The following is a 19,073-nucleotide window of genomic DNA, read 5'->3' on the forward strand; positions in this document are numbered from 1 at the left end:
TCCGCGGCATTGCCGCGAAGCGTCCTGGCCCCATGGTACGCCAACGGCGTGGCTTACAGCGACCGCGCCACTTCGGTGACTTCGAACACCTCCAGGACGTCGCCGACCTGGATTTCATTGTTGCCCTTCAGCGACAGACCGCACTCGAGACCGGCGCGCACTTCCTTCGCGTCGTCCTTGAAGCGTTTCAGCGAATCGATCTCGCCGGTCCAGATCACGATGTTGTTGCGCAGCAGGCGGACCGAGGAGGTACGCTTGACCACGCCATCGGTGACCAGGCAGCCCGCGATCGCGCCGACCTTCGACACCAGGATGACCTGGCGAATCTCGACCTGGCCGGTGACGGTCTCGCGCTTCTCCGGCGCCAGCATGCCCGACAGTGCGGTCTTGATCTCGTCGATCGCATCGTAAATGATGCTGTAGTAACGGATGTCGACGCCGTTCGCCTCGGCCAGCTTGCGCGCCTGGGCGTCCGCACGGGCGTTGAAGCCGATGATGACTGCCTTCGACGCGGTCGCCAGGTTGACGTCCGACTCGGTGATGCCGCCGACCGCCGCATGGACGACCTGCACGCGCACTTCCGAAGTCGACAGCTTCTGCAGCGAGCCGACCAGCGCTTCCTGCGAACCCTGCACGTCGGTCTTGACGATCAGCGGCAGGTTTTTCACCTCGCCCTCGGCCATCTGCTCGAACATGTTTTCCAGCTTCGCGGCTTGCTGCTTGGCCAGCTTCACGTCACGGAACTTGCCTTGACGGAACAGGGCGATTTCACGCGCCTTGCGCTCGTCAGCCATGACCATCACTTCTTCACCGGCGCTCGGCACTTCGGTCAGGCCCTGGATCTCCACGGGAATCGACGGACCAGCCGAGGCGATCGTCTTGCCGTTCTCGTCCAGCATGGCGCGGACGCGGCCGAACGAGGAACCCGCCAGCACGACGTCGCCGCGCTTCAGGGTACCCGACTGCACCAGGATCGTCGCGACCGGGCCACGGCCCTTGTCCAGACGGGCTTCGACCACCAGGCCACGGGCCAGCGATTCGGTCGGCGCCTTCAGTTCCAGCACTTCGGCCTGCAGCAGCACCTGCTCCAGCAGATCGTCGATACCGGTGCCGACCTTGGCCGACACTGGCACGAATGGCGAATCGCCACCGTATTCTTCCGGCACCACGCCTTCGGCAACCAGCTCCTGCGTCACGCGGTCGGCGTTGGCGCCCTGCTTGTCGATCTTGTTGATCGCAACGACCAGCGGCACGCCGGCGGCTTTTGCGTGAGCAATTGCCTCTTTGGTTTGCGGCATCACGCCGTCGTCCGCAGCCACCACCAGGATGACGATGTCGGTCGCCTTGGCGCCACGGGCACGCATCGCGGTGAACGCTTCGTGACCCGGGGTATCCAGGAAGGTGATCATGCCGCGCGGGGTGTCCACGTGGTAAGCACCGATATGCTGGGTAATGCCGCCGGCTTCGCCCGAAGCGACTTTGGCACGACGGATGTAGTCCAGCAGCGAGGTTTTACCATGGTCGACGTGACCCATGACGGTAACCACCGGTGCGCGCGAGCTCGATTCGAACTCGGTGTGCTCGCCCTGGTCGGCCAGGATCGCTTCCGGATCGTCCTCGGCGGCAGCGAAGGCCTTGTGGCCCATCTCTTCCACCAGGATCATCGCGGTCTCCTGGTCCAGCACCTGGTTGATCGTGCACATCTGGCCCAGCTTCATCAGTTGCTTGATGACCTCGGACGCCTTGACCGACATCTTGTGCGCCAGTTCGGCCACGGTGATGGTTTCCGGCACGTGCACTTCGCGCACGATCGCCTCGGTCGGCGCCTGGAAGTTCGATTCACGATCGTCGCCATGACCGCGGCGGCCGCCACGGCCACCGCTGCGCCAGCCGTCACGGCCGCCTGCGGGTGCGCCACGGGTCTTGAGACCCTGGCCGCCACGCTTCTTGGCGTCGTCCGACCAGGTCGACGACACATTGGCCGACTTGATCGACTTCTTGTCGCCCGGCTTCTTGGCGTCGTCCTTCTTGACTTCGCCCGGCTTCTTGTCCGCAGGCTTGTGCAGCGTACCGGCGGCAGCGGCCGGCGCCGCTGGCTTCGGCGCCGGTTCCGGCGCCTTGATCACGCGGCGTGGCTGGCTCATCATGAGCTTGATCTGCGCCACTTCGTCGGCCACGGCCTTGCGTGCGCGCTCGGTGGCGGCAGCGCGTTCGGCGGCTTCCCTGGCGGCGGCTTCCTTGGCGGCCTTGGCGTCGTCGGCGGCCTTCTTGGCGGCCTCGTCGGCGCCGGCGGCATCCTTGCCGGCAGCGGCAGCTTCCTTGGCGGCAGCGGCGGCGGCGGCCTTCTCGGCGGCGTCGCGCTTGGCCTGTTCTTCGGCTTCGCGCTTGGCCTGCTCTTCAGCCGCCTTGGCTTGCGCCTTTTCTTCGGCTTCCAGCTTGGCCAGGCGTTCCTGCTTCTCGCGCAGGTCGGCCTCCTGACGGGCGATCAGCTCGGACTGGCGGCGCGATTCTTCCTCGCGGCGCGCCTGTTCGGCGGCGTCGATCACCGGCTCTTCCGGCGCCTTGGTCGTGACCAGGTCGTCGCGCTGCACGAAGGTGCGCTTCTTGCGGACTTCGACCTGGATGGTGCGCGATTTGCCCGACGAATCAGCTTGCTTGATTTCGCTGGTTTCCTTGCGCGTCACCGTGATCTTCTTCTTCTCGCCGGTATCGGCGGCGCCGTGGGTACGGCGCAGATGGTTCAGCAGCTTGTCCTTATCATCTTTCGACAAGGGATCTGACGTCGAGCTTTTCTCGACGCCGGCCGAACGCAGCTGGGTCAGCAGCAGGTCTGCAGGCATCTTCAGCTCGGTGGCAAATTGGGCTACGTTGTTACTCGCCATTCAGTCCTCTTTTCTACGTGTCGCGACAGATGATAAAGAAATGCTCAAGCTTTGGCCGTTTCTACCAGGCTCCAGGCTTTCGCCTGCAGTGCTTTCGCCCGGTCGTCGTACTTGCTGTCGACCAGTTTCATCTCGTCGTCGGTCACATCATTAAATTCACTCTTGATCAGGTCGCGGGCGCGGTCCGACGACAACGCCAGGATGGCGCCGAATTCGTCATAGGCCAACGCCGCGAATGCTTCGACCGTCTTGATGCCAGCCAGGCCAAGCTTGCCGGCAACGGTACGGTCCATGCCTTCCAGATTGACCAGAGCTTCTTCCATGCCTTCGAGACCTTCCTCGGAAGCGATCGCCTCGGTCACCAGCGCGTCACGGGCGCGGGTGCGCAGTTCGTTGACGGTGTCCTCATCGAACGATTCAATTTCCAGCATCTCGGAAATTGGCACGTATGCGATTTCTTCCAGGCTCGAGAAGCCTTCTTCAACCAGGATATCGGCCACTTCCTGGTCGACGTCCAGTTTTTCCATGAACAGCGCGCGGATCGCGGCCGTTTCTTGCGCCACCTTGTTCGCCGATTCCTCGGCGGTCATGATGTTGATCTTCCAGCCGGTCAGCTCGGACGCCAGTCGCACGTTCTGGCCCGAACGGCCGATCGCGATGGCCAGGTTTTCTTCGTCCACCACCACGTCCATCGCGTGCTTTTCTTCGTCAACCATGATCGACGAAACGTTCGCGGGAGCCAGGGCGCCGATCACGAACTGGGCCGGATCGTCCGACCACAGCACGATGTCCACGCGCTCGCCGCCCAGCTCGCCGGTCACGGCCTGCACGCGCGAACCGCGCATGCCGACGCAGGTGCCGATCGGGTCGATGCGCTTGTCGGCCGTGAACACGGCGATCTTGGCGCGCACGCCGGCGTCACGGGCCGCCGATTTGATCTGCAGCAGGCCCTGCTCGATCTCTGGCACTTCCAGCTCGAACAGCTTCATGATGAAGTCTGGCGCAGTGCGCGACAGAATCACCTGCGGGCCGCGCATATTGCGGTCCACGCGCAGGATGAAGGCGCGCACGCGGTCGCCGATGCGCAGGTTTTCTTTCGGGATCATCTGGTCGCGCGGCAGGCGCGCCTCGATCTTGCCCGACTCGACGATCGCATCGCCGCGTTCCATGCGCTTGATGGTGCCCGTCACCAGCGAATCGCCGCGCTCCAGGAAGTCTTGCAGGATCTGCTCGCGCTCGGCATCGCGCACGCGCTGCAGCACGACCTGCTTGGTGTCCTGGGCAAAACGACGGCCGAACTCGACCGATTCGATCGGCTCTTCGATGTACTCGTCGACTTCGATGTCAGGGATCTGCTCCTTGGCTTCGAAATGCAGGATTTCCTGGTCAGGCAGCTGCAGGCCCGCTTCATCCGGCACCACGTGCCAGCGGCGGAAAGTCTCGAATTCGCCGGTGTCGCGATCGATCGACACGCGAATGTCGACTTCGCCTTCATAGCGCTTCTTCGTGGCCTGTGCCAGCGCGAACTCGAGCGCACCGAAAACGACTTCCTTGTCGACGTTCTTTTCGCGCGCAAGCGCATCCACCAGCAATAAAATTTCGCGACTCATGCTTTGCGACTCCTAAAATCCACCTGTGGCACCAAACGGGCCTTGTCCAATTCGGCCAGCGTAAACTCCATCAACGCCGGGCCATCTTTACTGTCAAATTCCAAACCGACCTTGTCGTTCTCGACGCCGCGCAGGATGCCGGTATAAGTTTTCCGGTTTGCACTGCCCGGCACCGCGACGCGCAGCTTGACCGTGCACTCATGGCCGGCGAAGCGCGCGAAATCGGCGAGGGTCCGCACCGGGCGATCGAGGCCCGGCGACGAAATTTCCAATCGTTCGTAATCGACGTTTTCCACGGTCAGCACGTGCGACAGCTGGTGGCTCACCTTGGCGCAATCCTCGACCGTGATCGGGCCCTTTTCGTCCGCGTCGGCAGCCGGGAAATCGATGTATACACGCAGGATCCCGCGCTCGCCCCGCTCCACATCGACGAGGTCATAGCCGAGTCCACTGACTGTCGTGGCGATTAAGTCAAACTGCTGCACGGCACTTCTCCAGGGCTTTAAAACGATTTACCAAAAAAAAAATGGGCATCTGCCCATCTTTTTGTACCTACAACCCAACCAGATGAAAGCACTTGCACCAGTTTCACGCGCATTACCGCTCGCGGATACAACGTTCGGGAAGGACTTCGATTAGGCTGCAAATTATACTGCTTTTCCGCTTCTCTCGCAATCTCCATACCACAAATGAGATTTTAAACAACAGTTGGCAGGTTGCTATGGGCTAAGAGATATTTTACGCCTTTCCGCGGGCGGACGTCCGGCCTGCGCGCTTGCCCAGACCGGTCGAAAATCATGCTCAGCCGCGACGACCGCGGCGTGGCAGGCCGTGTTCCGAGCCGCGCGGCCCCTGCCCGCCGCGACGCCCGCCACCACCGGTGCCGGCGAAGCCGAAGGTGGTCTGCAGCGGATCCGGCTGGCGCGGACGGCTGCTGTTGCCAGCGCCTTTGCCGCCGCCCGCACTGGCGCCACGGCCCTTGCCGCCGCCCTGGCCACCGAAGCCGCCCTGGCGACCGCCGACCGGCTTGCCGCTCGGCACTGGACCGTTGAGGATGCCCTGGCCACGGGTGCTGCCAACCCGCGCCACCGGCGGACCGAAGGGATCGACATTGCGGTTGGCGTCGGCGCGGTCGATGCGATTGCCGTCGCTGCGATCGTTGTTGCGCTCGGCGCCACGGTTACCGTCGGCACGCATGCCCTCGGGACGCGGGCCCTTGCCCTTGTGGCCGCCCTTAACGTGCTTTTCGGGGGCAGCGCCCTTCTTCTCGACGCCGAAGGCCGTCATCAGGGCGCGCACGTCGTTTTCTTCCAGCTCCTCCCAGCGGCCGCGCTTGAGGCCGGTCGGCAGGGTCATGGCGCCGTAGCGGGTACGGATCAGGCGCGAAACGGTCAGGCCGACCGCCTCGAACATGCGGCGCACCTCGCGGTTGCGGCCCTCGCCGATCACCACGCGGTACCAGCGGTTGATGCCTTCGCCGCCGCCGTTCTGGATCTTCGAGAACGCGGCCTTGCCGTCGTCCAGCTCCACGCCGGACAGCAGCTTCTGGCGCATGCCTTCTTCGAGCTCACCCAGGGTGCGCACCGCGTATTCGCGGTCGATGTTGTAACGCGGGTGCATCAGCCGGTTGGCCAGGTCACCCGAGGTCGTAAACAGCAGCAGGCCTTCGGTATTGAAGTCGAGACGGCCCACAGCCAGCCACTTGCCGGCCTTCATCGTCGGCAGGCGGTCGAACACCGATGGACGGCCTTCCGGATCGTCATGGCTGACGATCTCGCCGGCCGGCTTGTGATAGACCAGCACGCGCGGCGGCTTGCTGCTCACGCGGCGCTGGATCAGCTTGCCATTGATGCGGACCGCGTCGGTCGGCAGGATGCGCTGGCCGATATGGGCCGGCTCGCCATTGACCGAGACGCGGCCGGCGACGATCAGCTCTTCCATGTCGCGGCGCGAACCCAGGCCGGCCTCGGCCAGCACCTTGTGCAGCTTCGGCGCATCGTCGTCGGCGGTCAGGTCGCGGCGCACCGGTTTCGCCGACGCGTTGCCGCGCGCGCCGTCGTTGGCGTCGAAGTCGCTCGACGTCACGAAGGAGAACACATTGTCGGCTTCGTTGCCCGGCTGCTGCTTGCCGCCCCTGCCCTGCGGCTGCTGCTTGCCGCCGCGGCCGATCTGCTTGGCCGGACGTCCGCCTTCGGTCGGACGCCCGCCTTCGGTCGGACGGCCGCTCTGCTGGCCGCGCTTGCCCTGCTTGTGCTGGCCGCGGCCGCGCGCTTCTTGCTTGCCCTCTTGCTTGCCCTCTTGCTTGCCCTCCTGGGCGCCTTCCGGCGCGACCTCGGGCGCCGGAGCGGCTTGCTCGGCGACAGCCGGCGCGGCGGCCTGCTGCAAGGCTTCGCGTTCGGCGCGCTTTTCGCGCATCTGGCGCGGGCCGCGCGGCTTGCGCGCCTCCTGGGCTGGAGCGGCTTCGACCGCGGCCGGCGCCTCGGCGGCCGGCGCTGCGGCCGACTCTTCTTTCGCGGCCTTGGTGGCGCGCGGCTTGCGGGCCTTGGGCGCAGGCGCGTCAAGGGCTGGCGCAGGCGCGGCCGGCTCGGCGGCCACCGGCTCGGCGGCGACGGCCGCCTTGCGGGTGCGCTTCGGCTTGGCCGGCGCGTCGGCCACGACGGCCTCGACCGGCGCGGTGTCGGCAACGGCAGCCGCCTTGCGCGTACGCTTCGGCTTGGCTGCTGCTGGCTCGCCTGCGTCCACAGGCTTGGTCTCGTTTTGTTCAGTTGGGTTCATCGTTCGTGTCTTTATTGTGCTGACCCGCCTCGGCAATCCCGTCATCAAGCGTGTCGCGGATCGGAACTTCAACGGGTGAAGTAGCTAAATCTGGTTCGTCGGCAGATGCGGAAGCATCCACCTTGTCAAAATTGTCATTCAATGCCGCCTCGAGGGCTTCCAGGCTGCGGCTGTCCGGGCCTTCGGCCAGCGGCTGCAGCGGCGGCAACTGGGACAGCGCCGCTAGGCCCAGGTCATCCAGGAACTGGCGTGTGGTGCCCAGCAGCGCCGGCCGCCCCACCACTTCGCGGTGGCCGACGACGTCGATCCAGCCGCGGTCTTCCAGCATCTTGATGGTCTGCGAATTGACCGCGACGCCACGGATCTCTTCGATGTCGCCGCGCGTGACCGGCTGGCGGTAGGCGATGATCGCCAGCGTTTCCAGCGTCGCTCGCGAGTACTTGGGCGGCTTTTCGGGCGACAGGCGGTCGAGGTAGGGCTTCATCTCGGGACGGCTCTGGAACCGCCAGCCCGACGCCAGGCTGACGATCTCGATGCCGCGCCCATCCCAGTCCTGGCGCAGTTCTTCCAGCAAGATCTTGATCGTATCGGCGCCGACGCCGGCGCCAACCTGCCGTCCTTGCGCGTCGACCTCGGCGAAGAGCTTCTTCATGCCGTGGATCGACATCGGCTCGCGGGCGCATAGCAAGGCGGTTTCGAGGACTCTCTTGGCCTCGTCAGTATTCATATCGCGATGTCGTCAATCAAACAATTCGGCCAATCGGGGTCGGGACAGCACCGATGCGAGCGGCGCGCATGCCTGCGTGCCATGCGCCGGGCCTGCCTGCGCTCTGCTGCCTGAAACCGGAATCCGTGGGCCCGGCGCGCTCAGTGCCGGAGCTATTACATGGCGGGCAAGGAACCCGCCAGGGGCAACCCGCCTGCGCGACGGGCCGCTGGTTGATCTTCATTGCGAAACGTGGAACTCGGCGGAACTCTATCTCTTAGGCACGCCCGCGATCGGGGCGTCGCCGGGGAGCGGCCTGTGCGGCACGCGAGTGGACGACGTCGTTTCTTCCAACTGGCGGCCATTGTAACCGATAAAACCCCGCAGCGGACAAGGGGGCGGCACTGCGATGCGCGCCAATTTGCGTCAGTCGGACAGTTTTTCCGACAAAATCGCCGACACGCCAAGGAATGCGGGGTAGTCGGCAGTGATCACATAGGTCGGCACGTCGGCCAGGTAGCCGGCGAAACGCCCCTTCTGCTCGAAGCGGCGGCGGAACGAGGAGCGGTCGAAGCGCTCGCCGAGGCGCGGCACGATGCCGCCGCCGATGTACACGCCGCCCTGGGCGCCGAGGGTGACGGCCAGGTTGCCGGCCACGGTGCCGAGCATGCCGCAGAAGGCTTCCAGGACGTCGTCGCACAGCGCGCATTCGCCGGCGAGCGCGCGGCGCGAGATCTCGGCCGCGCCGAGGCGCTCGCCGGGGCGGCCGGCGCGGTCGGCCAGCGCACGGTAGATGAGCTCGACGCCGGCGCCGGACAGGAAGCGCTCGAACGAGACGTGTTCGAATTCACGCCAGGCATACTGCAGGATCGCGATTTCCTGCTCATTGACGGGGGCGAAGCTGACGTGGCCGCCCTCGCTGCGCAGCGCGGTCCAGCTGTCGCCGCAAGGCACCAGGCCGGACACGCCGAGGCCGGTGCCGGCGCCCAGCAGGCCCAACGCCGCATCCGGCTGCGGCGCGCCACCGCCCACCTGGCGTTTTTGCTCGCCCAGGTGCGGCAGAGAACGCGCCAATGCCGAGAAATCGTTGACCACCAGCAGGATCTCGAAACCGCATTCCTGCCGCAAGGCTTCAGTGGAAAATTCCCAGTGATGATTGGTCATGCGCACATAGTCACCGTTCACCGGGTTGGCGATGGCGATCGCGGCGTGGCGGATCGGCGCCGCGCAGAAGGCCTTGACCGCAGGGCTGCCCAGGTAGGCGCGCATGGCCTCGCCGAGGGTGGCATGGTCGGCGCAAGGCAGCACCTCGACCGCCTCGAGCCGGCCCGGCCCCAGCTCCAGCACGAAACGGCAGTTGGTGCCGCCGATGTCGGCAAGCAGGCGGGCGCCGCCGCGGTGGAGGTGGTCGGTGGACGGGCTGAACGGGGAGGCAGTCATGGTGGTACACATAGAAGAGACGCCCAAGCTTACTAAATTCTTTGCCCTGACGACAAGTGTTTTCTGTAGTTTAGGTACACACCCCACAACAAAACGGATGCATGCATCTCATCACCCATCCATGCAGGCGTAGTAGAACTACTTTTAACGAGGTAGAGAGAATCGTGCCGCCGGCCGGCCGGCATGCCGCTCAGCAGGTCGCCGGATCGAGCCCGGGATCGTTGCCGCGCTGGGCGTTCCAGGCGTCGAGCCCGCCCTTGAGCGGCCGGGCGCGGTGGAAACCGTTGGCCATGAACTGGCGCGCCACTTCGGCGGCGGTGACGTCGTCCGGACAGCTGCAATAGACGACGATGTGGCGGTCGCGGTCGAGCGATGCCATCAGGTGTTCGGGCTGGCAGGCCTTGAAGATCACGGCGCCCGGAATCGCGGCTTCCATCTGTTGCGCGCTCAGGCTGCGCGCATCGACGATCACCGGATCGTGGCCGGCGTCGATCAGGGCCAGCACCTCGTCGATGTCGATGCGTTCGATCGCGCTGCGCGAGCGGTGGCGGCGCCGCTCGGCATACTTGAAGGCGATGAACAGGGCCAGCAGGCCGGCCACGATGGTCAGCGCCGTGCTGCCCATGGTCGAGAGCGTGTCGAGCACGCCGTCGACGCTGTCGTGGAACCAGACGCCGAGCAGGATGCCGGTGCCGCTCCAGAGCGCCGCGCCGCTCATCGCGTACAGCAGGAACAGGCGCGGGTTGACGCCCATCGCGCCCGACAGCGGCGCCGCGATGGTATTGAATCCGGGGATGAACTTGGACACCAGCAGCGACTTGACGCCGAACTTGCGGAAGCGGTCCTCGGTCTGGTTGACGCAGGAATCGGGCGACAGGGATATCTTGCACAGCAGCCGCAGGATGCGCTTGCCGTAAAAGCGGCCGGCGCGGAACCAGAAGGCGTCGCAGATCAGGCAGGCCACGATGGCCGCCATCCATACCAGGTGCCAGCTCACGTCGGCGGTAACCGAGAGCGCGCCGGCCACGATCAGGACCGGATAGGCGGGTATGGGCAGGCCGAACTGTTCGACGAGGACGATGCCGAACACGATCAGCACGCCATAGACTTGGAGGAGTTCGGCTAGCTGGGGCATCTTTGTATATTAGCGCAATTGTGTGGTTGATACAGGAACACCCCCTATTCCCTTTGGCGTAAGCGCAACGCCAGGGATGGATGCGTCATTTTTACAAGACACCTCGTGGAATCGCCGCCAGCAGCGAGCGGGTATAGGGATGCTGGGGGTCGCGATACAACGCGTCGGAATCCGCCATCTCGACCACGCTGCCGTGGTGCATCACCATCACCTGGTCCGAGATGTACTTGACCACCGACAGGTCGTGCGAGATGAAGATATAGCTCATGCCATATTCATCCTGCAGGTCTTGCAGCAGGTTCAGCACCTGGGCCTGCACCGAGACGTCGAGCGCCGACACCGATTCGTCGCACACCAGGATCTCGGGCCGCATGGTCAGGCAGCGCGCGATCGCGATGCGCTGGCGCTGGCCGCCCGAGAACTCGTGCGGATAGCGGCCATAGGCGGCGTCCGGCAGGCCCACCCGCCCCAGCAACTGGCGCGCCAGCGCCGCGCGCTCCATCTCGTTGGCGCCGATGCCGTGGATGCGCATCGGTTCCAGCAAGATCTGGCCCACCGTGAAACGCGGATTGAGCGAGGCATACGGATTCTGGAAGATGATCTGGATCCGGCGTTTATAGGCCTGGTATTCGCGGTCGGACATGGCCAGCAGGTCGCGCCCCTCGAACAGCGCCGAGCCACCGCTCGCGCGGTGCAGGCGCAGCAGGGTCAGGCCCACCGTGGTCTTGCCCGACCCCGACTCGCCCACCACGCCCAGGGTCTTGCCGCGGCCCAGGGTGAAGGAGACGTCCTTGACCGCCTTGAATTCGCGCTTGCCGAACAGGCCGTCGCGCAGCCAGAAGCTCTTGGCCAGGTTATTGACCACCAGCACCGGCTCGTCGTCCGGCGCCGTGCCGCGCACGCGCTGCGCCGGCGCCTGGCCGGGCTCGATGCGACCGCTCAGGACATCGTCGATCACCGGCAGGCGCAGCGGCCTTGCGTCGAGCGACGGCCGGCAATGCAGCAAGGCCTTCGTATACGCGTCGGCCGGCGCCCCGAACACCTGGCTGGCCGCGCCCTCCTCGCGCACCTCGCCGTGGCGCATCACGATCACGCGGTCGGCGATCTCGCCCACCAGGCCCAGGTCGTGGGTGATGAACAGCACCGCCATGCGGCGCTCGCGCTGCAGGCGCGCGATCAGGTCCATGATCTGCTTCTGGATCGTCACGTCCAGCGCCGTGGTCGGCTCGTCGGCGATCAGGAGGCGCGGCTCGCAGGCGATCGCCATCGCGATCATCACCCGCTGCTGCTGGCCGCCCGACATCTGGCTCGGATAGGCGTCGATCTTCTGCTGCGGATCGGGGATGCCGACTTCGTGCAGCAATTCCAGGGTGCGCGCGCGCGCCGCGCGCTTGGTCATGCCCATGTGCAGGCGCAGGACTTCGCCGATCTGGAAACCGACCGTGAACACCGGGTTGAGCGAGGACATCGGCTCCTGGAAGATCATCGCGATGTCCTTGCCGCACAGCGTGCGCTGTTCGCGCAAGGGCAGGCCGAGCAGTTCGCGGCCGGCGAAGCGGATGCTGGAACCGGGATCGATGATGGTGGTCTGCGCCGGCAGCAGGCCCATCACGGCCAGCGAGCTGACCGACTTGCCGCTGCCGGACTCGCCCACCAGCGCCACCGTGCCGGTCGCCGGCACGTCGAACGAGATGCCCTTGAGCGCCTCGAAGGTGTTGTTCCTGTCGGTGCGAAAGGCAATGCGCAGGTCTCGCACTTGCAGCAACGGTTCCTGGGTCATAGTGAGGGTCATTTGATCTTGGGGTCCAGCGCGTCGCGCAGGGCATCTGCGAACAGCGAGAAGCTCGTCACCAGCAGCGCCATCGCGCCGGCGGCGGCCGCCAGCTGCCACCACTTGCCGAGGATCAGTTCATTCTGCGCCTCGTTGAGCATGCTACCCCAGGAAACGGTGCCGACCGGCACGCCAAAGCCCAGGAACGACAGGATCACCTCGGCCTTGATGAAACCCACCACCAGGATCGACATCTGCACAAGCGCCACGTGCGAGACGTTGGGCAGGATGTGGCCGAACATGCGCTGCCAGGCCGAAGCGCCGATGGCATCCGCCGCCATCACGTATTCGCGCGCGCCATGCTTGATGTATTCGGCGCGCATCAGCCGATAGGGCCCGGTCCAGCCGGTCAGGCCGAGGATCAGCACGATGGTGGCGACGCCTTTTTGCTGGAGCACGGCGGCCACGGTCAGGATCATGAGGATCGCCGGGATCGCCGTGAAGATGCTGTAGAACCAGTTGAACAGGTCGTCGACCCAGCCGCCATAGAAGCCCGAGACGGCGCCGAACAGGGTGCCGAGCGTCACCGCCAGCAGGGCCGCCACCAGGCCCACCACGATCGAGGTCTCGCCGCCCTTGATGGTTTTCTTGACGATGTCATGGCCCCATTTGTCGGCGCCGAACGGCAAGGTAGTGCGCTTTTCCACTGGCGGATGGGTCTGCGCCACCTGCGCCTCGAGCTCGGCCAGCTCGGCTGCCAGCGGATCGAAGGCGTTCGGCGGCGTTGCGCGCGGCAGCTGGGCCTGCGCCAGCGCGCGCGCCGTGGCGTCGGCCCCGACGAAGGTGGGCGGCGCATAGTTGACCGCCACCTCGTCTTCCCAATCGCTGGCCAGCATGCCCGTGGCGGACAACAGCACCAGCAGCAGGAAGCCGGCAACGACGGCCAGCGCCGCCATCCCGACGCGGTCGGCGCGCAGGCGCCGCCATGCGAGCGCCCACAAGCCGGGCGAACGCGCATGCATATTCGTGTTCGTGAGCAGGGTCGTCATGATTACTTGAGCTGCACGCGGGGATCGACCGCCTGGTACAGCAGGTCGGCCAGCAGGTTGAACACCATGGTCGCGGCGGCCACGTAGACCGTGATCGCCTTGATCACCGGGAAGTCGCTGCGTTCGACGGCCAGGATCACTTCGCGGCCGATGCCGGGAATGCCGAAGAAGCGTTCGAGCAGGAAGGCGCCGATCAGCAGCGCCGGAAGGTTGGCCATCACGTGGGTGATGATCGGGATCGCGGCATTGCGCAGCACGTGGACCCAGACGATGCGGCGCTCCGACAAGCCCTTGGCGCGCGCGGTGCGCACATAGTCCTGCCCTGCCTCGTCGAGCACGAAGCTGCGGTACAGGCGCAGGGTCGGCGCGATCGACACCGCCAGGCCGATGATGATCGGCAGCAGCGCATAGCGCAGCAGGTTCTCGCCCAGGCTATTGCCCCAGCCCTGGACAGGAAACAGCCCCAGCTGGTAGGCAAACACGTACTGGAACACGATGATGTAGACCAGGATCGAGATCGACATCCCGACCGTGCAGGCGACCATGACGGCGCGGTCGGTCAGCGAGCCGCGCACGAAGGCGATCGCCAGCGCCAGCGCGATGCCGAACACGGTTTCCAGCACCGTGAGCGGAATCAGGACCGTGAGCGACGGCCCCAGGCGGCTGGCGATGATGTGGGACACCGGCTCGCCCGTGCTCCAGGCATTGCCGAAGTCGAAGGTCAGGATCTGCTTGACGAAGATCCACAGCTGCACGGAATACGGCTGGTCGGTGCCGAGCTGGCGCCGGATGTTCTCGATCGCGCCGGCGTCGGCCATCTTGCCGGCCAGGAGATAGGCCGGATCGCCGCCGACCCAGTTAAACAAGAAAAATACCAGCAGCACCACACCACCCATCGTCGGCAGCATCTGCCACAGCCGGCGCAGGACATAAGCGAACATCGTTCTCCCGATTTTGCGGATTGGGCGAATGAGCCGCCCTCAGGTTCGCCACCGAGCCAAATTCACGGTGGCAAAAAATGACACGATAGCGCATATCCGCACGCGCCGACAGACGCGCAATCTTATGCTCCGATAGTCGCAGGTTATTGCAACGTAATGACAATGGTATCAATAATTCGTATAAGAACCTTGCCCTCAGCGCCGAAGCGGACCTTCGCGTTTTCAGCAATTTCATGCCATTTAAATATAGTTTGAACGAATCAAATTCCATTTCAAACTATATTTCTCGCACTATCTATCGCGTTTCGAGTTTTGTGACTTTTGCGTGACTAGCATCAATAATTCAAATTGTAAAGACAAGTTATCGCGTAGTTGTATTTTTCTCCGTGCATACCTTACCAATTGACAGTATCTATTGGTCAATGTTTTTATTGCTAAGTAGTAAAAACATGTCGTGTCCATATCACACGGCGATTCACTGACTTTACTGGCCGGCGCAACCCGCTGCCAGGTCTTACGGGGAAGACTGACTATGATGGTTGAAACTGTGTTATCTCGATCGGTGCGGCTGATCTGCGCCGGCGGCCTTGCCGTCGCCTGCACCGCGGCCCACGCCCAGGAAACGGCGCCTGCCGCCGAATCGCTGCAACGGGTGGAAGTGACCGGCTCGCGCATCGCGACCGCGAACCTGGAAAGCGTCAGCCCGGTGACCGTGGTCAACGCCAAGGACATCAAGATGGAAGGTGTCCGTTCGGTCGAGAACCTGCTGAACAACCTGCCCCAGGTCTTCGCCGACCAGGGCGGTTCGGTCTCGAACGGCTCGTCCGGCACCGCGACCGTCAACCTGCGTAACTTCGGCGCCGACCGCACCCTGGTGCTGGTCAACGGCCGTCGCCTGCCGGCCGGCAGCCCGCGCAACACCGCGGCCGACCTGAACCAGATCCCGGTGGGCCTGATCAAACGCGTCGAAGTGCTGACCGGTGGTGCCGGCGCCATCTACGGCTCGGACGCCGTGGCCGGCGTGGTCAACTTCATCATGGACGACCGCTTCCAGGGCGTCCAGATCGACGCCAACTACCAGTTCTACAACCACGACCAGAACGGCGGCCCGGTGGCCGACGCCGCCCGCCGCCGCAACTTCGCGCTGCCGGGCGACAAGGGCGCCGACGGCAAGGTCAAGGACATCAGCCTGACCATGGGCGGCAACTTCGCCGACGGCAAGGGCAACGCCGTGGTGTTCTTCGGCTACAAGAAGGAAGACGCGCTGCTGCAGTCCGAGCGCGACTTCACCGCCTGCTCGCTGGGCGGCGCCAGCCGTGGCGACGTGTTCAATTGCGGCGGCTCCGGCACCAGCTTCCCGGGCCAGTTCATCACCGCCACCGGCCTGAAAACCGTGGCCGACGCCAACGGCAATGTGCGCAACTACGTGGCCGCCCAGGATGCCTACAACTTCGGCCCGCTGAACTACTTCCGCCGTCCGTCGGAACGCTATACCTTCAGCTCGTTCACCCACTACGACATCAACGACAAGGCGCGCCTGTACGCCGAGGCCAGCTTCCACGACGACAGCACCGTGGCCCAGATCGCGCCGTCGGGCCTGTTCGGCCTGGACGCTTCCGGCGCCAACGCGATCCGTTGGGAAAACCCGCTGCTGTCCGACGCCTGGCGCAGCGCGCTGGGCATGACCGGTCCCGGCGACACCGCCGACGTCGTCATCCTGCGCCGTAACGTCGAAGGCGGCGGCCGCCGCGACGACCTGCGCCACACCTCCTACCGCGGCGTGGTCGGCGTCAAGGGCGACATCGGCAACTGGCAGTACGACGCCTTCGCCCAGGTCGGCAAGGTGCTGTACTCGGAAACCTATTTCAACGACTTCTCGGTCTCGCGCAGCGCGCGCGCACTGAACGTGGTCCCGGGCGCCAACGGCCAGCCGGTCTGCGCCAGCACCCTCAACGGCGTCGACCCGAACTGCGTCCCGTACAATATCTGGAAACTGGGCGGCGTCACTCCGGAAGCCCTGACCTACCTGCAGACCCCGGGCTTCCAGAAGGGCCATACCTCGCAGACCGTGCAGGGCATCAACCTGTCGTCCGACCTGGGCGAGTACGGCATCAAGCTGCCGACCAGCAGCGAAGGCGTGGGCGTGGCGTTCGGCTGGGAACACCGTACCGAGAAGCTCGAACTGAACTCGGACGTGGCGTTCGAATCCGGCGACCTGGCCGGCCAGGGCGGTCCGACCAAGAACGTGAGCGGCCAGTTCAGCGTGCGCGACTACTTCGCCGAGACCCGCATCCCGATCCTGCAGAACGTGCCGTTCGCCGACCAGCTGACGCTGACCGGCAGCTACCGCAAATCGGATTACTCGACCGGCCAGGACACCGACTCCTACGGTTTCGGCCTCGAGTGGGCGCCGGTGAAGGAAGCCAAGTTCCGCTTCAGCTACCAGCGCGCGGCCCGCGCCGCCAACGTGGTCGAGCTGTACACCCCGGCCGGCCTGGCCCTGTTCGGCATGGACGTCGATCCTTGCGCCGGCGCCACGCCATCCGCGACCCTGGCACAGTGCGCACGCACCGGCGTGACCGCTGCCCAGTACGGCAACATCCTCAATTCTCCGGCCCAGCAGTACAACCAGATCATCGGTGGCAACACCAACCTGGAACCGGAAGAGTCGGATTCGTACACCCTGGGCCTGGTCCTGACCCCGACCCGCAACACCTCGCTGACCATCGACGCCTTCGACATGAAGGTCAAGGGCACGATCGGCGGCCTGCCGGCCTCGACCACCCTGACCCAGTGCCTGGAGACCGGCGACCCGCAGTTCTGCAGCCTGATCACGCGTGACCGCCTGGGCAGCCTGTGGGCCCTGGAAAGCGCCAACATCGTCGCCACCAACCAGAACCTGGGCATGAGCTCGACCAAGGGCGTCGACCTGGGCGCCAACTGGAACACCAAGCTCGGCGCATGGGGCAGCCTGAACCTGTCGCTGATGGGCACCTACCTGAAGGAGTTCAAGCAGGAAGACTTCCCGGGTTCGGGCGAGTACGACTGCGCCGGCCTGCACGGCACCACCTGCGGCGTGCCGCTGCCGAAATGGCGTCACAAGGTGCGTGCGGTGTGGGGCACCCCATGGCGCGGCGTGGAGCTGGGCGCGACCTGGCGCTACGTCAAGGGCACCGACCTCGACTCGAGCAGCGACCAGCCTCTGCTGAGCGGCAGCTTCCAGGCAGCCGACGCACGCCTGGGCGACCGCAACTACCTGGACCTGACCGCCGGTTGGCAGATCAACCAGATGTTCTCGCTGCGCGGCGGCATGAACAACGCGCTGGACAAGGATCCTCCAGTGTCGGGCGTGGTGGCTGAAGTCTTCGGTAACGGCAACACCTACCCACAGGTGTACGATTCGATGGGCCGTCACGTGTTCCTGAACCTGACCGCCAAGTTCTGATCGGCTGAGCTGGAACAAAAACGGCGCACCTCGGTGCGCCGTTTTTTATTTTCCCAAAGTTCTTAGTCTTGTCGCAGGCGGCGCTGGCGCACCGCCGCCGCCAGTCCTTCCAGCACGCCGACGCTGGTCTCCCAGTCGATGCAGCCATCGGTCACCGACTGGCCATAGGTCAGTTCCTTGCCCGGCACCAGGTCCTGCCGTCCGGCCACCAGGTGCGATTCGATCATCACGCCGACGATGCGGTCGTCGCCGCCCGCGATCTGGGCCGCGATGTCGGCGCACACCGGCACCTGGTTCTCGGGCTTCTTGGAACTGTTGGCATGCGAGGCGTCGATCATCAGGCGGCTGGCCAGGCCCAGCGCGGCAATCTGCTTGCAGGCCTCCTCGACGCTGGCGGCATCATAGTTCGGCATCTTGCCGCCGCGCAGGATGATGTGGCAATCCTCGTTGCCCGAGGTCGACACGATGGCCGAATGGCCGCCCTTGGTCACCGACAGGAAGTGGTGCGGCTGCGACGCCGCCTTGATCGCCTCGGTCGCGATCTTGATATTGCCGTCGGTGCCGTTCTTGAAACCGACGGGACAGGACAGGCCGGAAGCCAGCTCGCGGTGCACCTGCGACTCGGTGGTACGGGCGCCGATCGCGCCCCAGCTGACCAGGTCGGCGATGTATTGCGGGCTGATCACGTCGAGGAATTCGGTGCCGGCCGGCAGGCCCATCTCGTTGATGTCGCGCAGCAGCTCGCGCGCCATGCGCAGGCCGTCGTTGATGCGGAAGCTGTTGTCCATGTAGGGGTCGTTGATCAGGCCCTTCCAGCCGACCGTGGTGCGCGGCTTCTCAAAATAGACCCGCATCACGATCTCGAGTTCGCCCTTGAAGCGCTCGCGCTCGACGACCAGTCTGCGCGCGTACTCGAGCGCCGCCTTCGGGTCGTGGATCGAGCATGGTCCGATCACCACCATCAGGCGGTCGTCCTGGCCGTGCAGGATGCGGTGCAGGTCGACCCGCGCGCCGCTTGCTGTCTGCTCGGCCTGCGGGGTCACCGGGAACTCGCGGATCAGGTGCGAGGGCGGCGTCAGTTCCTTCATCTCACGGATGCGTAAATCGTCGGTGCGGGGCATGCTGGGACTCCCTTTCGTGCTGTTCTGTGCTGGTCTTGTTCAGGACTGGAAATAAAAAAACCGCCATCGCTGGCGGTTTGTCTGGATGCTGCCGGGACGTTTTACTGCGCGTACCCGCCGCTATTCCACCGCCAGGGGCTGGAATGGCTAAAGTAAAAAAAGCGGGTAAAGAAAGCGTGGCGCATGGTGTCGTCCGGG

12 protein-coding genes are annotated in these 19,073 nt (G+C 65.0%); 1 reads left to right on the forward strand and 11 read right to left on the reverse strand.

The window, feature by feature from the left end:
• Window positions 1-53 precede the first annotated feature (53 nt).
• From infB to DIR46_RS08105, 10 genes are all read right to left on the reverse strand, one after another.
• Window positions 54-2,882, reverse strand: coding sequence for a translation initiation factor IF-2 (gene infB / locus DIR46_RS08060; protein WP_109344781.1), 2,829 nt, complete (start codon window positions 2,880-2,882; stop codon window positions 54-56).
• Window positions 2,883-2,926: 44 nt separating this feature from the next.
• Window positions 2,927-4,492: a transcription termination factor NusA gene (gene nusA, locus DIR46_RS08065; protein ID WP_109344782.1), complete on the reverse strand. Its 1,566-nt coding sequence runs from the start codon at window positions 4,490-4,492 to the stop codon at window positions 2,927-2,929.
• On the reverse strand, window positions 4,489-4,977 hold the full coding sequence (rimP, locus tag DIR46_RS08070) for a ribosome maturation factor RimP (protein ID WP_005668553.1): 489 nt from the start codon (window positions 4,975-4,977) through the stop codon (window positions 4,489-4,491). The genes nusA and rimP overlap by 4 nt, the downstream gene beginning before the upstream one ends.
• Before the next feature lie 316 nt (window positions 4,978-5,293).
• The gene (gene rluB, locus DIR46_RS08075; protein WP_109344783.1) at window positions 5,294-7,267 is read right to left on the reverse strand and encodes a 23S rRNA pseudouridine(2605) synthase RluB; all 1,974 of its coding nucleotides are present in this window, start codon (window positions 7,265-7,267) and stop codon (window positions 5,294-5,296) included.
• On the reverse strand, window positions 7,254-7,994 hold the full coding sequence (gene scpB / locus DIR46_RS08080) for an SMC-Scp complex subunit ScpB (protein ID WP_109344784.1): 741 nt from the start codon (window positions 7,992-7,994) through the stop codon (window positions 7,254-7,256). Before scpB ends, rluB begins: the two co-directional genes overlap by 14 nt.
• A gap of 405 nt (window positions 7,995-8,399) precedes the next feature.
• Window positions 8,400-9,413 carry a glucokinase gene (locus DIR46_RS08085; RefSeq protein WP_229446537.1) on the reverse strand — a complete coding sequence of 338 codons (1,014 nt, stop codon included), beginning with the start codon at window positions 9,411-9,413 and terminating at the stop codon, window positions 8,400-8,402.
• A gap of 190 nt (window positions 9,414-9,603) precedes the next feature.
• Window positions 9,604-10,548: a VTT domain-containing protein gene (locus tag DIR46_RS08090; RefSeq protein ID WP_109344786.1), complete on the reverse strand. Its 945-nt coding sequence runs from the start codon at window positions 10,546-10,548 to the stop codon at window positions 9,604-9,606.
• Between the two features lie 91 nt (window positions 10,549-10,639).
• Complete coding sequence (locus DIR46_RS08095) at window positions 10,640-12,340, reverse strand: ABC transporter ATP-binding protein (protein WP_229446538.1); 1,701 nt, start codon at window positions 12,338-12,340, stop codon at window positions 10,640-10,642.
• Window positions 12,337-13,368 (reverse strand): ABC transporter permease, encoded by a 1,032-nt coding sequence (locus DIR46_RS08100; protein WP_229446539.1) that lies wholly within the window; start codon window positions 13,366-13,368, stop codon window positions 12,337-12,339. The genes DIR46_RS08095 and DIR46_RS08100 overlap by 4 nt, the downstream gene beginning before the upstream one ends.
• A 2-nt stretch (window positions 13,369-13,370) precedes the next feature.
• Complete coding sequence (locus DIR46_RS08105) at window positions 13,371-14,309, reverse strand: ABC transporter permease (RefSeq protein ID WP_109344788.1); 939 nt, start codon at window positions 14,307-14,309, stop codon at window positions 13,371-13,373.
• A gap of 532 nt (window positions 14,310-14,841) precedes the next feature.
• Here DIR46_RS08105 and DIR46_RS08110 point away from each other — a divergent pair.
• Window positions 14,842-17,754, forward strand: coding sequence for a TonB-dependent receptor plug domain-containing protein (locus DIR46_RS08110; protein ID WP_229446540.1), 2,913 nt, complete (start codon window positions 14,842-14,844; stop codon window positions 17,752-17,754).
• 62 nt (window positions 17,755-17,816) lie between these two features.
• On the opposite strand, the gene aroG is transcribed toward DIR46_RS08110, so the two are convergent.
• The gene (gene aroG / locus DIR46_RS08115; RefSeq protein ID WP_109344789.1) at window positions 17,817-18,875 is read right to left on the reverse strand and encodes a 3-deoxy-7-phosphoheptulonate synthase AroG; all 1,059 of its coding nucleotides are present in this window, start codon (window positions 18,873-18,875) and stop codon (window positions 17,817-17,819) included.
• Between the last annotated feature and the right edge of the window lie 198 nt (window positions 18,876-19,073).

Source organism: Massilia oculi, from assembly GCF_003143515.1.
Lineage (GTDB): Bacteria > Pseudomonadota > Gammaproteobacteria > Burkholderiales > Burkholderiaceae_D > Telluria > Telluria oculi.

Coding starts and splice junctions, on each gene's coding strand:
- infB (WP_109344781.1), bottom strand. CDS start 2,882: ATGGCGAGTAACAACGTAGCCCAATTTGCCACCGAGCTGAAGATGCCT.
- nusA (WP_109344782.1), bottom strand. CDS start 4,492: ATGAGTCGCGAAATTTTATTGCTGGTGGATGCGCTTGCGCGCGAAAAG.
- rluB (WP_109344783.1), bottom strand. CDS start 7,267: ATGAACCCAACTGAACAAAACGAGACCAAGCCTGTGGACGCAGGCGAG.
- scpB (WP_109344784.1), bottom strand. CDS start 7,994: ATGAATACTGACGAGGCCAAGAGAGTCCTCGAAACCGCCTTGCTATGC.
- DIR46_RS08085 (WP_229446537.1), bottom strand. CDS start 9,413: ATGACTGCCTCCCCGTTCAGCCCGTCCACCGACCACCTCCACCGCGGC.
- DIR46_RS08090 (WP_109344786.1), bottom strand. CDS start 10,548: ATGCCCCAGCTAGCCGAACTCCTCCAAGTCTATGGCGTGCTGATCGTG.
- DIR46_RS08095 (WP_229446538.1), bottom strand. CDS start 12,340: ATGACCCTCACTATGACCCAGGAACCGTTGCTGCAAGTGCGAGACCTG.
- DIR46_RS08100 (WP_229446539.1), bottom strand. CDS start 13,368: ATGACGACCCTGCTCACGAACACGAATATGCATGCGCGTTCGCCCGGC.
- DIR46_RS08105 (WP_109344788.1), bottom strand. CDS start 14,309: ATGTTCGCTTATGTCCTGCGCCGGCTGTGGCAGATGCTGCCGACGATG.
- DIR46_RS08110 (WP_229446540.1), top strand. CDS start 14,842: ATGATGGTTGAAACTGTGTTATCTCGATCGGTGCGGCTGATCTGCGCC.
- aroG (WP_109344789.1), bottom strand. CDS start 18,875: ATGCCCCGCACCGACGATTTACGCATCCGTGAGATGAAGGAACTGACG.